Origin of the sequence: Enterococcus pernyi (genome assembly GCF_045371165.1) — a bacterium.
Lineage (GTDB): Bacteria > Bacillota > Bacilli > Lactobacillales > Enterococcaceae > Enterococcus_B > Enterococcus_B pernyi.
The window spans coordinates 345,394-360,045 of record NZ_JBIQDM010000002.1; the positions used below are offsets into that span (position 1 = coordinate 345,394).

A 14,652-nucleotide genomic window follows, 5' to 3' on the forward strand; every position below is an offset into this window, starting at 1 on the left:
CGAGACTTAAAGTAAAAAATACGCATGGTAAACATCGAAGCCTTGGATCATTCGTTCACCGAGAAATAGGAAAACCAACTATTTTTCAACGAATTGATCCAAGGGGTGTTTTTTGCCAAGAAATACTGGAGCCAGTTGAGGAATAGCTTTAGATTATTTTCCAACTCATAGGGAACTCCTCTTACGTTAATCAAGGAAAGGATCTGTAAGAATGTTACATCAAGAACAAACGACTTCTACAGTCGTTAAGACAAACAAAGAAGGTTTTTGGGAAACAAAAATCAGTGGGGTCAGTTTACCTATCTATTTGATCATGGTTCTCGTTTTGATCGTTGCGATGGCATTAGGTAAATTACCAACAAATATGATCGGTCCTATCGCCGTGCTCGTCATTTTTGGGAATCTATTCCATTTTATTGGGACAAAAATCCCAATCGTCAAAAGTTATTTAGGTGGTGGTTCTGTTTTTGCGATCTTCGCTTCCGCAGCTATCGCAACCTTTGGTATTTTACCTGATTATGTCGTGAAATCAACTGAAAACTTTGTCAATAATATGGGCTTTTTAGACTTTTATATCGCTGCTTTGATTACCGGAAGTATTCTAGGAATGAACCGCAAATTATTGATGAAGGCTTCCGTTCGTTTTATCCCTGTTGCACTTATTTCTATGGTTGTTTCATTTTTTGCAGTTGGACTTGTGGGAATGTTGATTGGGAATGGCTTCGCTAATTCCGTATTATACATCTCTTTACCTGCCATGGCTGGTGGTGTAGGTGCTGGCGCTGTTCCACTATCAACTATTTATGCAAACGTCTTAGGAACAGATGCTTCTGCTATTATTTCACGTTTGATCCCTGCAACTGCAATGACAAATGTGCTAGCCATTATCGGAGCCGCTTTAGTGGCTCGTGCTGGACAATCCATGCCAAAATTGAATGGTAATGGGAAACTGATGGAAAAAGGCGATCTAGGTGACGGCAAACCACGCAATGTGAAACCTTCTATCCCTCAATTAGGTGTTGGTTTAATGGTCTCGATCACATTCTTTATTCTTGGCCAAATCTGTAATTTCTTTGTACCAAAAGTTCATGCTTATGCTTTCATGATCATTATTGTGGTCATCTGTAAAATCACCAATGTTCTTCCTGAATACTACGAAGATGCAGCAATCATGTTCAATAACTTGATTGTTAAAAACTTAACGGCAGCTGTTTTAGCAGGTATCGGGATTGCTTTATTGAACTTGAATGTTTTAGCTTCTGCTTTAACATGGCAATTCGTCGTACTCTGCTTAACAAGTGTCATCGTCATCTCCCTTGTCTCTGCATTTGTTGGTCGTCTATTTGGACTTTATCCGATCGAATCAACGATTACAGCAGGACTATGTAACAATTCAATGGGTGGTACAGGAAATGTTGCCGTCTTATCCGCATCAAACCGCATGGAATTGATTGCTTTTGCTCAAATGGGCAATCGTTTGGGTGGAGCGATCGTCTTGATCATTTCAGGATTTTTGATGCAACTATTTTCTTAATTCGAATAAATGTAAAAAAACTTCTCGATCATTATTCGAGAAGTTTTTTTGCGATGACCTTCATCATTCATTTAGAAAATCTTTTTTGAAATTGCTTTTGCCATTTGGTTGAATGATAGTCGATACGTTCATAAAAACGATGTGCCTCGTTGCGATGTTCGCCAGAGTTTAGTCGAACACCAAAGTAGCCACGTTCTTTTCCTTGCTTCTCAACACTCTCCATCAATCGTCTGCCAATTCCTTGATGTTGCGCTTTTGAAGAAACTGCTAATGCTAAAATATTGAACAACGTTGGACTTAACAATGTTGCATACTTTTGGGCATGGACATATCCTATTCCTCGTCCCTTCTTCCTCATAAACATCAATGACATAGATCTCTGGCTGTGCCAAGATACATTTTAATTGCTTCGTTGTTTCCGAAAGTGGCATCTCATACCCTATTTCTTCCTTATTTAGCTTGTTTATAGTTTCTGCATCCTCCACACGAGCAGTTCTGATCATTTTGTTCTTCCTTTCTTCTCTAAGGTTAAGTACTATGCTAAAGATAGTATGGATTTTTCTATCGAAATGAACCATGGTCAATTCCTTGATCAAAAGAATGATAAAAAAAGAGAAACCTTGTCATTTCAAGGTTTCTCCACTATTTTAATACTATTCTTCTTCTTCCGCCATGAATGTATTGAAGACCTCTTCGATCATATCCCATTCAGCATCTGTTTCGATTTGTTCTAATTCGCCTTCTGTTCCGTCTTCGTTTTCAACGTAGGCATAGGCTTGTAATTCTACATCTTCATCTTCCGGTACGCCGGCTGGATAAAGCAATACGTAGTTACGACCAAATTCTTCTTGTCCATCGACTGTTAACAAGATTTCGTATAATGTTTCATTTCCTTGATCATCGACCAATGTGATATGTTCATGTCCTTCATGATCATGTGTATGATTGTGTTCTGCCATTAGAACCCCTCTTTTCATTTTTTAAAATAGTTGTTTTCCCGAACCATCTAAATAATTTTGTAAAATCATCACCGCAGCAAGCTTATCGATGACTTTTTTTCTTTTTGCTCTTGACGTATTTGCCTGTTCGACCAACATGCGTTCTGCTTGGACGGTAGTCAGTCGTTCATCTTGATAGTCGACTGGTAGAGAAAACATTTCTTTGATCTTTTCTCCGTAAACCATTGAGCTTTCTGCTCTCGGACCGATTGAATTATTCATGTTTTTCGGCAAGCCTACAACAAAACGATCTACTTCGTACTGTTTGACCAGTTCTGCCAATCGTTCAAATCCAAATTCTTCTTTATCTTCATCGATACGAATGATCTCTACGCCTTGTGCAGTCCAGCCAAAAGGATCACTAACAGCGACACCTACAGTCTTTGAGCCGACATCCAAGCCCATCACTCTCATAGATTCACTCCATGATTTGAGAGATAGTCTTTGACGATCACTTCCATGATTTCATCGCGTTCATGACGACGGATCAGATTCCTTGCATCACGATAACGAGGAATGTAGGCCGGGTCTCCAGAAAGCAAGTAGCCCACAATCTGGTTGATTGGATTGTAGCCTTTTTCTTCCAAAGCCCGATAAACGATCGCTAATGTTTCGCTGACTTCTTTTTTACGACTATCATCAAAACCAAAACGTACGGTTTCATCTGTAAAACCCATGATTCTACACCTCTTTCCGCAGGGTAGTCAAATTACCCTCTACACCCTTTATTTTACTCGAAATGTGGTAAAACTACAAATAAATATTCCAACTTCGCTGGAAATATAAAAATAATAATGATTTCTTATTTGATTGTATCGATTCCAACATTTATGAGTACACTTTCTTACAGTATACGTGATATTTAATCAAAAATAAGTCTTTTCTCTGTTTTTTCAAAAAATTCACAAAATATTCAAATAACGAACGCCTATGGATCATGTTTTCTTAGCTTGCCCCGTTTGATAGTTGATCGTATAACCGTCTTGCACATTATAGATAAACACATTGAACGAGATTTGGTTATCTTCAATGCTTTGGGCTTCTAACTGAACACCTCGTGCTACTAGTTCTTCCCCTTCAAAATGTGGTGTTACCCGATAGCGAACGTGATGATTGGTTTCTTTGATGTATGCGGCAATATCATTTTCATGTGCCAGCATATGAGGGGTATTCAACGAACGAGTCCCTGTCATCAAATTTTTGATGTTATTGTTTTGACCAGTTAGCTGAAAACCTATCAAGTGGCTTCGATTGTAAAGCCATTGTCCGTCACTCAATTTTTTTTGTTTCCAACCTGTAGGATCGATATAAAGAGACTCACGTTTTTCTTTAGGGAACATCTCTTTTCCTAACATGGCATTAGCTTGACCTACACGATTCAGTCGATCGATATCGGAATAACTTTCCCATGTTCCTTTATCTAAGCTCAGTTCTTCTTTTGTAAAAGTTGGCTTATTTTGATTGATTGCGATTTCTTGGTGCGTGCCGTCGTATTCTGGAACATTCGCCACTTGTGAGACTTGAGGTTTTGAATCAAATAAACCTGTCAGTTGTTGAACGAGATCAGAGTCTTTTTGCGTCGTTGAAATCCCTAATGCACCAGCTAAAAGAGCAACTGCGACTCCTATGATTGTTTTGGTTGTTTTTTTGCTCATGTATCTACTCCTTTATTCAGTCGAACTTCATAAATCTTAACATACGTTCCCCTTTTTTAAAATAAAGAAGTATTTAAATTCTTTCAACAATTCCTTCTTCAAAAATTATATACGCATGTTTAGTCTATTTCCTAAAATAAACAACCTAAATTTCCACGTGAAAGGAAATCTAGGTTGTTACTAAAACTTCATCACTCGATTCGATTGATCTTCTTATCTATTCTATCACCAAGTAAATACGTTTTCCGATAGGACAATTAGGCGCTCAACATCGATTCTTATTTCAAGTTTCTTTTACAAAGTTTGCTCTGTTCATTGCCTGTTCAATCATCGCGACTGTTGCTTCTGGGTCTTCTACTCCAATGATGAGACGATTGAATTCTTCATCTTTTAGTGTGATAACGACTGCGTTTTCTTTTCTTTTGAGGTCATAAAATACCTTGTTTGAATCTTGGACGAATGTTCCGGCAAAATAATGTCCATAGGCATCAACTCCCATTCTTTTTTCGCCAAATTTCGGTGTATCTTCCCAGACATCGGCATCCACAGTTGCGCCTAATACATTGGATAATGGTGTGGATATTTCATTTTTCAATGCCCACAGTTTTCGTACGCCCTCCATACTGATGATCAATCGATCATTTTGGATTTCAACTTTAGCCATTTTCTACTTCCCCCTGTCCGTAAGATCCGCTCGACGCATGACTCGATCAGCAATGATCGTTTCAATCGAACCTTCGTTTTTCTCTTCCAAAGCGGTGATTACCTTCTGTGCGACTTTCTTTACTTCGTTGTCATCTGCCGTACGTTCTAATAATGCGATGATCAATAAATCAATCAATAACCCATTATCGGTCACTCCATCTTCAGCTATATAGTTAAAGCAAGTCGTAAATAAACCAGCTTTACTATAATAAGCAGAGTATAAACTTCCTCGAAGCAAGCCAGTCGCTTTTACCAATTGACTGATCGACGTCCCTGCATACCCATTTTTGGCAAATATTTTTGCCGATTCTAGTAAAACTTTCTCTTCATTAAATTCTCTCGTTCTTCCCATAACTTAATTATGCCACATTATTGAACGATTGGTCAACAATTAACCAAAAAGCTTGATTTAGCCTAACTGTTGACTTAACACTTGGATCTCTTCTGCATTGCTCTCACTTGGATCTTATTTTACCTTTCACTGCTTATTTTTTTGATTCAAGTTTTCTTTTTATACGTTTTCCAATTTGTTTGTAGTAAAATAAATACAAGAAAACAACTATTGGAGAAAATGCCATGCCAGAAAGAGATTTAGATTTATTGCTTAATACCTGTTTATTGGCGGGAAAAATAATGACGGAAAGTAATGCAGAGATGTACCGTGTAGAAGATACGATGAGTCGGATCGCTTCTGCTTCTGGAAATTATCGCTTAGTTAGCTACGTGACCCAAACAGGACTATTTATCGGATTTGATCGGACTTCGACGATCCGCATGGAACAAATCACCAATCGAACGATCAATTTAGAAAGAGTAGTCAAGGTCAATAATCTTTCAAGAAAATATGTTGCCAATGAATTGACTTTGGAAGAACTATATAGCGCATTACAAGAAGTCGAGAAAGATCGTCGGATGTTCCCAGTATGGCTACAAATCATCAGCGCTGCTATCATTAGCGGGACGATCATGATTTTATTTGGTGGCGAATTGAAAGATTTACCGATCACATTGCCGATTGGTGGAGTGGGCTACATTGTTTATCTTTGCAGTTTGCGTTTTTTTAGAATCAAGTTTTTAGCTGAATTCCTTTCCTCTTTGATTATCGGCATTGCCGCTATTTTAAGTGTGCGTTTAGGAATCGGTCTCAATCAGGATTTGATCATCATTGGTTGTGTCATGCCGTTGGTTCCTGGTGTTCAAATCACCAACGCGATTCGTGATCTATTAGCGGGGCACTACGTTTCTGGTGTTTCTCGTGGAGCAGAAGCGATGATGACTGCGGCGATGATTGGTTTTGCAATCGCCTTTATCTTTCAAATCTTCTACTAAGAAAGGACTTTAGCCATGTGGCATGTATTGATTCAATTTTCTTTTAGCTTTTTAGCGACCGCTGCCTTTGCAATCATCACTAATGTGCCAAGGAAAGCCTTAGTTTGGTGTGGTTTAGCTGGTGCCGTAGGTTGGATGATCTATTGGTTGTGTCTAGCTATGGGTGGCGGTGCAGCTTTAGGTTCATTACTAGGTTCATTAGGCGTTGCGTTTGCTAGTGATCTTTTTTCTAAACAACTAAAAATGCCCGTCACGATTTTCAATATCCCCGGTATGGTACCACTGGTTCCTGGAGGCTTAGCCTATCAAGCTGTTCGCAGTTTAGTTACAGGTGCTTATCAAGATGCGGCATTTTTCACTGTTCAAGCGATCATGATTGCTGGAGCGATTGCCTTAGGTCTAGTGATATCAGAAGTATTCAACCACAATATCCGTAGTTTTAAACTGAAACGTGAAGCGATTGTATTGAAGAGAAGAAAGAAAAAATGAGCGTTTCTCGCTTTAATCTTTTTTGTACAGAGCAATCATACTGTGGGATTCTTGCAAGCTTTAATAAAAAAAGTGATAAGAGAGGAAATTCTTACGAGTTTCATCTCTTATCACTTTTTTATTTGTGTTATACATGACTACAACTTTATTTCGTTCATTTAAAATGCACGATACACATATTGATTTTCAGGAGCAGTGATTTTTTCTACTTTCGTCACTACGACTGAAGGAATCTCTCGCTTGAAAGGTTGATAAAAATCGGTTTGGATCGTTCCTTCGACTTTGTACCAGTCATCATTTTTCACAGTCATTCCTTCTGGCAGATGCGTCAACAATCCAAAAACCCCGGAATCAGCAACACAGTGGATGATCCCAAATCGAAAGAGAAAGGTATCAGTAGCCTTGTCATTTTTCGACTGATAGATAAAGCCTTCATAAGAGACTTTCTTACCAATGAATTCGCTTGGATAGTTGTAGATCAATTCCATGATCTCTAAATAATTATCGTCTGTGATCGCAATCGTTTGTTCATCTTCGTATTTGTCTTTTAACTCATTCATTTGATCTTGATAGTCGGATTTATTGAAATAAATACTCGTATCTGGTTTCAAATATTGCGTTTGCACTTGTGGATCACCGACAGATTCTTTGCTTAGTGGAAAGTTGAACCCTTTCGCTTCCACGATCGTTGTGTTTAAACTAACTGTCGGAAACAGTGTTCCTACAACGATCGGCAAGGCTAATAAGAGATAAGCAATCCAACGCTGATACGGTTTTGATAATCCGTGATCATGAGAATCATGGGACTCATGGACTCCTTTTTTTCCATCTGCTTTTACCCAAAGATACAACTGAACTAAGGCTAGTAAGGCAGATAAAACCATGGATAATACTGCCAAATAACGATAATGGACATTGATGTATTGATCTAAACGCCCTGAAACTTGAAGATACATCATCATTTCAAAATAACCAGATAAAATCAAAAATCGCAGCATGATTCTCCTCCTAAATAAATAGTGTAAAGCCGATAACACTTAAGGCAATCAGCCCGATCAATGAAACGATGAAGCGTGTGTTGAAGTAACGTTTCATCATCAATAGGTTTTTGATATCCACCATTGGTCCAAAAACTAAGAAAGCAACAACTGGCGCTGTTCCAAAAAGACTTAACAAAGAGGAACCAATAAACGCATCCGCCTCGGAACAAAGAGACATCGTGAATGCCAATACTAGCATGATCAAAATGGCTAATAGCTTTGTCGAACCTAACGTCAACATCACTCTCGTAGGTAAATAGGTTTGCATCCCTGCAGCAATCAAACCGCCAATGATCAAATAGCGGCCCGTATCGAAGAACTCATCAATCGAGTGAGTCAAGACATGGAGGATTCGATATCCCCATTTCTGTGGTGCGATTGCTTCCACTTCCTCATGCTCATGTGTATGGGAGTTAGGCTCAACCATCGCTGAATCAAATGAAGACTTCAAGATTGTGCCTTTTTGGATATAGGCCAACCAGACACCTACGATCAGTGCGACAATAAAACTTCCTAACATGCGCAGTCCCGCCATTTTCCAAGTATTGCCAAATGCAATAAAAGTTGAAAAGATCACGACTGGATTAATGATTGGCGCAGTGAGCATAAACGCAAATGCTGTGTGGACAGGAACCCCTTTTTTTACAAACTGATGAACGATTGGAACGATCCCACATTCACATGAAGGAAAGAAAAAACCTAAAATAGACCCAACAATAATCGATAAAAAGCGATTTTTAGGTAACCATCGTTTGACACGTTCGGGGGTCAAAAATACTTGTAAAGCACCTGAGATGATACATCCCAATAAAACAAACGGCAAGGCTTCGATAACGATCGATAAAAAAATCGTTCCCATCTGCGATACCGAATTTGGAATAAACGAAAACATATAATTTCTCCTTGTCATTTGAACTTCATTCGCCCATCAATATACGCTTTTCTTCAATAAAATACAAGAAAGCTTAAATTTTTTTCATAAGTTTAAGAAATCAAAAAAAGCTTTTTTATTGACATCTCCGTCATAAGGATTTACTTTTAGCACAGCTAAGATGAAGATTCAGGTAAAAAGAAGAGAGTCATTTGCCTATTTTCTATCTGTATACGACTGAATACTTTTTCACCATCGAATTAGCGATGTGCTAAAAGTAACCTTAAGGAGTTATCACCATGAAAGAAACCCATGATTTAACTGAAGTCTTAAAAACTATCCAAGAAGAACCGACTGTCGTGCTTGCGATTTCCACCCCCAATTGTAGTGTTTGTCATGCAGTAGTGCCAAAATTGGAACAATTATTGACTCATTATAATTTCCCAGCGTATCATTTAGATGCCTTCGAGATGCCGGAAGTAGCTGGCACATTCCAAACATTTACTGCACCAGTGATCTTGCTCTTCCATTTTGGAAAAGAAGTCGAGCGACAAGCCCGCTTTATTCAATTTGAACAACTGACAAAGCGTTTAGATCAATTAAATGAATCAAGTGATCAAATCGGCTACGATACTTTATTTGATCACTAGAAAAAAGAGCGACAAGTCATTTTCTACAAACAATGACTTGTCGCTCTTTTTATTTAAACATCCATCAAATAACGAGCTGTGATCGACTGTTCACAAGTAACGATTTTTTCTGGTGTTCCTTCATAAAGGATCTCGCCACCACGAATTCCCCCATCGATCCCTACATCGATCAACCAATCTGCCGCCTTCATGATTTCCAGGTTATGTTCAATGACGATGACCGTATTGCCTTTATTGACCAACCGCTCGATGATTTCTAAGATACTCTTGATATCTGCCATGTGTAAACCGGTTGTTGGTTCGTCCATAATGTAGATATTGCCTTTTTTACTTAATTCTTTCGCCAGTTTCAACCGTTGACATTCTCCTCCTGACAATGTATTTAACGGTTGTCCCAACGTCATATATCCTAGCCCTACTTCTAAAATTTGTTTCAATTTTCGTTGAATCGATTTTTCTTCAAAAAATGCCACCGCTTCAGTCACACTCATCGCTAATACTTCATCGATCGATTTCTCTTTTAATTTGTACTGATAAACTTCTTCTTTGAATCGTTTACCGCCACAGGCTTGGCAAAGGACCTCTACAGAATCCATAAAAGATAATTCCATTTTGATATGACCATGTCCTTTACAAGTTTCACATGCCCCTTCTGAATTATAAGAGAACAGTCCGGCAGAAACATTATTTTCCAACGAGAAGACCTTGCGGATATCGTTCATGATCCCTGAATAAGTCGCTGGGTTAGAACGAATATTCCCTGCAACAGCTGACTGATCGATATTGATTGCTTCCGGGTAATCCTTCGCAAACACACCATTCACTAAACTGCTCTTTCCTGAACCAGCTACTCCGGTCACTACTGTAAAAACACCTAATGGTACTCTGAGAGAAGTATTTTTAAGATTATGCAATGTCGATTTTGAAGTTTCAATAAACTTGTCTGTTTTTCTTGGCTCCTGTTTGAAATCTGTCATTTGTCCAAAAGCTTTTCCTGTCAATGTATCTGAAGCCAGTAATCCTTCGTAACTACCTTCATAGGTGATATACCCACCATTTTTTCCTGCTTTTGGTCCAACGTCAATGATATGATCTGCTGCTTTGATGACATCTGGATCATGTTCTACAACAATGACCGTGTTTCCTTTATCACGCAATTTGATCAATAGTTCGTTTAACCGATGAACATCTCGTGGATGTAACCCAATACTAGGCTCATCGAAGATATAAATGACGTCATTCAAACTAGAAGATAAGTGCTTGACCATTTTCACTCGTTGGCTTTCTCCTCCAGATAAAGTCGCTGTCTCGCGATCTAAAGAAACGTAATCTAACCCAATATTGATCAGATCTTGTAGTCGTGATTGGAGATTTTTCAACACTGGTTGGATCATTTCATCTGTGATCCCCGGTAAGATTTCTAATAGTTCATCCAGTTGCATCGCTAAGAAATCTGCGATTGAATATCCGTTGATCTTGCAGCCCAAAACCTTTTGATTGAATCGTTTTCCCTGACATTCTGGACATCTTTGTTCATCCATGAACGCTGCGATTTTTTTCTGGGTCGCGGCAGAGCTCTCATTGCCCCCTTTGATATTGGAACGATTGAAACGTGCCACTAATCCCTCATAGGTCGAACTCATCCCTTCCATATACAACGAATCGATTTTTTCTCCTGAAGCATACAAGAACTTTTCCATTTCTTCTGTTGAATAATCCTTTAATGGCTTATCATTGTCAAAAAAACCTGTGTTCGTGAAAGACTTCAATAACCAAGATCCGACTTTGTAGCCTGGAAGTATAATCGCTCCTTCATTCAACGATTTTTCTAAATCTAACGCTTTGTCTAGATTCAATCCAACGATTCGACCAATCCCTTCACACGCTGGGCACATGCCGTGAGGATCATTGAATGAGAAATTCCAAGCGGGGCCTAAATGGGGAATGCCAATACGAGAGAAAAGCAAGCGGATCAGTGGGTTGATATCTGTGATCGTTCCTAGTGTTGAACGCGAATTCCCACCTAAACGGCTTTGATCTACAACGACTGCCATAGATAAATTGTCGATGGCATCTGCTTCTGGCTGACTATACTTAGGTAAGAAATTCTGCACAAATTTAGAGAAATTTTCATTGAGTTGTCTTCCCGCTTCTTGGGCAATCGTATCAAAAACGATGGAAGATTTTCCCGAACCGGAGACACCTGTAAAAATCGTGATCTTTCTTTTTGGGATTTGTAAATCAAACCCTTTTAGATTGTTCTGTCTGGCATTATGTATCCTGATATATTCCTGCATTGCTGATCCTCCCGTATTCCCTCGATTTTTTTGGTGAAGTATTATTATAACACAGAAACAATGTATCACTATAATAAATTTCGAAGCTTTCAGTTGTTCACCTATCAGCCTCCTAATTGAAGAGACGCCAATGAAGGAAAATATCACTTATTTTTATCTATTTCTAAAAAAGATCATAAAAAAACAAACTATTTTTTCTAGTGAATAGAAAAATAGTTTGTCATTGATGGTTTAACTTTTCTTTATTTCCGGTTATTCGTTGTCGTCATGCTCATGCAAGGACGCATCGGAATGCAAGAAGTAGATCAACGTTTGTAACTCGTTCGTCAAATCGACATTTTGGATCAATACTTCGGATGGTGCATTTAGTCGAGCAGATGTAAAGTTTAATATCCCTTTGACACCAGCTTCTGTCAAACGATTCACTACTTCTTGTGCTTTTTCGGCAGGTATCGTTAAGATTGCCACTTCGATTTGTTGGATCTTGATTTGTTCGATCATGTCATCCATTGGATAAACGGGGATACCATCAACGATCCGACCCACGATTTCTGGGTTCACGTCAAAAGCGCAGCTGACACGGATACTATTACTTTGGTGAAACTTATATTTCAACAAAGCACTTCCTAGATTACCGACCCCGATCAATGCAACGTTCGTCAATTGGTCATCATTCAAGGTTTTTGCAAAGAAATGCATCAAGTCCTCTACATCATAACCGTAACCACGTTTTCCTAGTTCGCCGAAATAGGAAAAATCACGACGGATCGTCGCACTATCTACTTGGACTGCTTCACTTAGTTCAGTTGATGAAACTTTTTTCTTACCTGCGTTATTCAAGATTCTTAAATAACGATAATATAAAGGCAGGCGTTTTGCGGTTGCCTTTGGAATTACATGGTCTTTCACTTCATTACCTCCACTGTATTTCTTCTCGATTTATACATCATATCAGTACTTACACAAAAAAATCAATTTCGTTGCTTGTATATTGTGAATTTTTATTCTTATTCTCATTTTCCTAGCTTCTCAGAACCTCGCAGTAACTATGAATTTGTGGTAGACTACAATAGAAAAAGTCCATGAAATTCTAGGATAATTCACAAAGTAGAAAAGAGGATTCGATGATACTATTACAAGCCAATCAAATCGCTCGCCATTTTGGCGCTGAGATTTTATTTGAAAATATCCACTTAGAGATCCAAACGGGCGCACGTATCGCTTTAGTCGGACGTAACGGCGCCGGTAAATCGACATTATTAAAAATCATTGCTGGCATTGAAGCCCCAGATGTAGGTAATATCGCAAAAAATAAAACAGCTACCCTTGGTTATTTGGCCCAAGATACAGGATTAGATTCCACTGAAACCGTCTGGAATGAGATGCTAAAAGCATTTGAAGAAGTGCGCTTGATGGAACAGCGGATGCGTGACCTTGAAGTATTTATCAGTGAAGGCACTCCTGACACGCCGGCTTATCAAGCCTTCTTGAAAGAATATGATAAATTGCAGCATGATTTTTCTGATAAGAACGGCTATAGTTATGAAAATGAAATTCGCTCTGTATTGCATGGATTCAAATTTGATCCGTCGTTTTACGAGCAACGAATCGATACGTTATCTGGTGGTCAAAAAACAAGATTAGCTTTAGCTAGGATGCTTTTACAACATCCAGATATCTTGATCCTGGATGAGCCAACCAACCACTTGGACATCGAAACACTTGCTTGGTTGGAAAACTATTTGCAAAGTTATACTGGTGCCCTTCTGATTGTCTCCCATGACCGTTATTTCTTGGATAAAGTGGCGACTGAGGTATATGAACTAAGTCGGAAAAAGATGCGTCACTATAAAGGAAATTATTCCAAATATTTAGATATGAAAGCTGAACAATTAGCTTCTGATTGGAAAGCCTATGAAAAACAACAAACAGAAATCAATAAACTCGAAGATTTTGTTGCCAGAAATCTTGTCCGTGCGTCAACGACAAAACGTGCCCAAAGTCGTCGAAAGGCATTAGAAAAAATGGAACGGTTAGACCGTCCACAAGGAGATGAGAAACAAGCTCATTTTCTCTTCAACGTGGCGAAACCTTCGGGAAATGTTGTGTTGCAAGTAGAAGATGCCGCTATTGGCTATGACGGCACCATCTTATCTGAACCAATCAACTTGGATATCCGTCGTCAAGAAGCAATCGCATTAGTGGGACCAAATGGAATCGGTAAATCCACTTTACTAAAATCGATCATCCAACAGCTGCCTTTCATCCGTGGAAAAGAAACACTTGGTACGAATGTCAGCATTGGTTATTACGATCAAGGACAAGCGGAACTGCACACTAATAAAACGATTCTAGCTGAATTGTGGGATGAACATCCAACCGTTCCAGAAAAAGATATCCGTTCGATTTTAGGCGCTTTTTTATTTTCTGGTGAAGACGTTGAAAAAACGATCCCCTTGTTAAGTGGTGGAGAGAAGGCACGTGTCGCGTTAGCTAAGCTAGCAATGAATCAAGAGAACTTTTTGATTTTAGATGAGCCAACCAACCACTTAGATATCGACAATAAAGAAGTGTTGGAAAATGCATTGATCGACTATGAAGGAACATTGCTCTTTGTCTCTCATGACCGCTACTTCATCAATCGTATCGCCACTAAAGTCATTGAACTCTCAGAAAACGGAAGCAAAGTCTACTTGGGGGACTATGATTATTATTTAGAAAAGAAAAAAGAAGAAGAAGAAATTGCAGAACTGTTAGCAGCTGAACAACCTGAGGTCAGCACGCCTTCAACAAACAAATCCACTTACTTCCAAAGCAAAGAGCAACAAAAGATCATGCGGAGCTTGCAACGTAAGATCACGCAAATCGAAGAAGATATGGCTCAACTAGAAGAAACAGTGGATGAACTCGAACAACAGATGGTTTCTCCTGCTGTATTAGATGATCATGTCAAATTGAATGAATTAAATCAAGCGCTTGATGAAGCACATCAACTACAAGGAGAAAAGTTGTCTGAATGGGAAAACTTGAGTCTTGAGTTAGAAGAAATCGAAAATAATCAATAGACTCGCTCCTGTCATCCTT

General features: G+C 38.8%; 16 protein-coding genes. 5 read left to right on the top strand and 11 right to left on the bottom strand.

The genetic code is table 11. The annotated features are described in order from the left end of the window. Positions 1–211 precede the first annotated feature (211 nt). Positions 212–1,534: a 2-hydroxycarboxylate transporter family protein gene (locus ACH0AK_RS04210; RefSeq protein ID WP_010734811.1), complete on the top strand. Its 1,323-nt coding sequence runs from the start codon at positions 212–214 to the stop codon at positions 1,532–1,534. Between the two features lie 67 nt (positions 1,535–1,601). Here the strand turns inward: ACH0AK_RS04210 and ACH0AK_RS04215 are convergent, their stop codons facing one another. The 7 genes from ACH0AK_RS04215 to ACH0AK_RS04245 form a co-directional block, all read right to left on the bottom strand. Beyond that, a complete protein-coding gene (locus ACH0AK_RS04215) occupies positions 1,602–1,898 on the bottom strand; it encodes a GNAT family N-acetyltransferase (protein WP_264082978.1) in 297 nt (98 codons plus the stop codon). A gap of 289 nt (positions 1,899–2,187) precedes the next feature. Next, positions 2,188–2,493 (bottom strand): DUF1292 domain-containing protein, encoded by a 306-nt coding sequence (locus tag ACH0AK_RS04220; RefSeq protein ID WP_010734809.1) that lies wholly within the window; start codon positions 2,491–2,493, stop codon positions 2,188–2,190. Positions 2,494–2,514: 21 nt separating this feature from the next. After that, positions 2,515–2,946 (bottom strand): Holliday junction resolvase RuvX, encoded by a 432-nt coding sequence (gene ruvX / locus ACH0AK_RS04225; protein ID WP_010734808.1) that lies wholly within the window; start codon positions 2,944–2,946, stop codon positions 2,515–2,517. Continuing rightward, positions 2,943–3,209, bottom strand: a complete 267-nt coding sequence (locus ACH0AK_RS04230; RefSeq protein ID WP_002290885.1) for an IreB family regulatory phosphoprotein — start codon at positions 3,207–3,209, stop codon at positions 2,943–2,945. The genes ruvX and ACH0AK_RS04230 overlap by 4 nt, the downstream gene beginning before the upstream one ends. Before the next feature lie 258 nt (positions 3,210–3,467). Then, a complete protein-coding gene (locus ACH0AK_RS04235; protein ID WP_226075685.1) occupies positions 3,468–4,187 on the bottom strand; it encodes a DNA/RNA non-specific endonuclease in 720 nt (239 codons plus the stop codon). 283 nt (positions 4,188–4,470) lie between these two features. Then, positions 4,471–4,851: a hypothetical protein gene (locus tag ACH0AK_RS04240; RefSeq protein WP_023520079.1), complete on the bottom strand. Its 381-nt coding sequence runs from the start codon at positions 4,849–4,851 to the stop codon at positions 4,471–4,473. Positions 4,852–4,854: 3 nt separating this feature from the next. Beyond that, a complete protein-coding gene (locus tag ACH0AK_RS04245; protein ID WP_010734805.1) occupies positions 4,855–5,244 on the bottom strand; it encodes a TetR/AcrR family transcriptional regulator in 390 nt (129 codons plus the stop codon). Positions 5,245–5,468: 224 nt separating this feature from the next. On the opposite strand from ACH0AK_RS04245, the gene ACH0AK_RS04250 reads away from it, so the two are divergent. Then, the gene (locus ACH0AK_RS04250) at positions 5,469–6,221 is read left to right on the top strand and encodes a threonine/serine exporter family protein (RefSeq protein ID WP_226075688.1); all 753 of its coding nucleotides are present in this window, start codon (positions 5,469–5,471) and stop codon (positions 6,219–6,221) included. Between the two features lie 15 nt (positions 6,222–6,236). Then, positions 6,237–6,710, top strand: coding sequence for a threonine/serine exporter family protein (locus tag ACH0AK_RS04255; RefSeq protein WP_010734803.1), 474 nt, complete (start codon positions 6,237–6,239; stop codon positions 6,708–6,710). Between the two features lie 158 nt (positions 6,711–6,868). Here the strand turns inward: ACH0AK_RS04255 and ACH0AK_RS04260 are convergent, their stop codons facing one another. Then, positions 6,869–7,708, bottom strand: a complete 840-nt coding sequence (locus ACH0AK_RS04260; RefSeq protein WP_062804858.1) for a TIGR03943 family putative permease subunit — start codon at positions 7,706–7,708, stop codon at positions 6,869–6,871. A gap of 10 nt (positions 7,709–7,718) precedes the next feature. After that, complete coding sequence (locus tag ACH0AK_RS04265; RefSeq protein ID WP_023520083.1) at positions 7,719–8,642, bottom strand: permease; 924 nt, start codon at positions 8,640–8,642, stop codon at positions 7,719–7,721. A 278-nt stretch (positions 8,643–8,920) separates the two neighbouring features. Between ACH0AK_RS04265 and ACH0AK_RS04270 the strand changes: the two genes are divergently transcribed. Continuing rightward, positions 8,921–9,271 carry a thioredoxin family protein gene (locus ACH0AK_RS04270; protein ID WP_224434150.1) on the top strand — a complete coding sequence of 117 codons (351 nt, stop codon included), beginning with the start codon at positions 8,921–8,923 and terminating at the stop codon, positions 9,269–9,271. Positions 9,272–9,324: 53 nt separating this feature from the next. Here the strand turns inward: ACH0AK_RS04270 and ACH0AK_RS04275 are convergent, their stop codons facing one another. Continuing rightward, positions 9,325–11,568 carry an ATP-binding cassette domain-containing protein gene (locus ACH0AK_RS04275; RefSeq protein WP_226075691.1) on the bottom strand — a complete coding sequence of 748 codons (2,244 nt, stop codon included), beginning with the start codon at positions 11,566–11,568 and terminating at the stop codon, positions 9,325–9,327. Positions 11,569–11,820: 252 nt separating this feature from the next. Beyond that, on the bottom strand, positions 11,821–12,477 hold the full coding sequence (locus ACH0AK_RS04280; protein ID WP_010734798.1) for a redox-sensing transcriptional repressor Rex: 657 nt from the start codon (positions 12,475–12,477) through the stop codon (positions 11,821–11,823). Positions 12,478–12,692: 215 nt separating this feature from the next. Here ACH0AK_RS04280 and ACH0AK_RS04285 point away from each other — a divergent pair, with 215 nt between their 5' ends. Further along, positions 12,693–14,633: an ABC-F family ATP-binding cassette domain-containing protein gene (locus ACH0AK_RS04285; protein WP_499796737.1), complete on the top strand. Its 1,941-nt coding sequence runs from the start codon at positions 12,693–12,695 to the stop codon at positions 14,631–14,633. Positions 14,634–14,652 lie beyond the last annotated feature (19 nt).

What these genes read in the sequence shown, in the direction of transcription:
- ACH0AK_RS04220 (WP_010734809.1), bottom strand. Translation starts at nt 2,493, where the DNA reads ATGGCAGAACACAATCATACACATGATCATGAAGGACATGAACATATC.
- ACH0AK_RS04270 (WP_224434150.1), top strand. Translation starts at nt 8,921, where the DNA reads ATGAAAGAAACCCATGATTTAACTGAAGTCTTAAAAACTATCCAAGAA.
- ruvX (WP_010734808.1), bottom strand. Translation starts at nt 2,946, where the DNA reads ATGAGAGTGATGGGCTTGGATGTCGGCTCAAAGACTGTAGGTGTCGCT.
- ACH0AK_RS04260 (WP_062804858.1), bottom strand. Translation starts at nt 7,708, where the DNA reads ATGCTGCGATTTTTGATTTTATCTGGTTATTTTGAAATGATGATGTAT.
- ACH0AK_RS04245 (WP_010734805.1), bottom strand. Translation starts at nt 5,244, where the DNA reads ATGGGAAGAACGAGAGAATTTAATGAAGAGAAAGTTTTACTAGAATCG.
- ACH0AK_RS04255 (WP_010734803.1), top strand. Translation starts at nt 6,237, where the DNA reads ATGTGGCATGTATTGATTCAATTTTCTTTTAGCTTTTTAGCGACCGCT.
- ACH0AK_RS04275 (WP_226075691.1), bottom strand. Translation starts at nt 11,568, where the DNA reads ATGCAGGAATATATCAGGATACATAATGCCAGACAGAACAATCTAAAA.
- ACH0AK_RS04235 (WP_226075685.1), bottom strand. Translation starts at nt 4,187, where the DNA reads ATGAGCAAAAAAACAACCAAAACAATCATAGGAGTCGCAGTTGCTCTT.
- ACH0AK_RS04250 (WP_226075688.1), top strand. Translation starts at nt 5,469, where the DNA reads ATGCCAGAAAGAGATTTAGATTTATTGCTTAATACCTGTTTATTGGCG.
- ACH0AK_RS04215 (WP_264082978.1), bottom strand. Translation starts at nt 1,898, where the DNA reads ATGTTTATGAGGAAGAAGGGACGAGGAATAGGATATGTCCATGCCCAA.
- ACH0AK_RS04210 (WP_010734811.1), top strand. Translation starts at nt 212, where the DNA reads ATGTTACATCAAGAACAAACGACTTCTACAGTCGTTAAGACAAACAAA.
- ACH0AK_RS04240 (WP_023520079.1), bottom strand. Translation starts at nt 4,851, where the DNA reads ATGGCTAAAGTTGAAATCCAAAATGATCGATTGATCATCAGTATGGAG.
- ACH0AK_RS04265 (WP_023520083.1), bottom strand. Translation starts at nt 8,642, where the DNA reads ATGTTTTCGTTTATTCCAAATTCGGTATCGCAGATGGGAACGATTTTT.
- ACH0AK_RS04285 (WP_499796737.1), top strand. Translation starts at nt 12,693, where the DNA reads ATGATACTATTACAAGCCAATCAAATCGCTCGCCATTTTGGCGCTGAG.
- ACH0AK_RS04230 (WP_002290885.1), bottom strand. Translation starts at nt 3,209, where the DNA reads ATGGGTTTTACAGATGAAACCGTACGTTTTGGTTTTGATGATAGTCGT.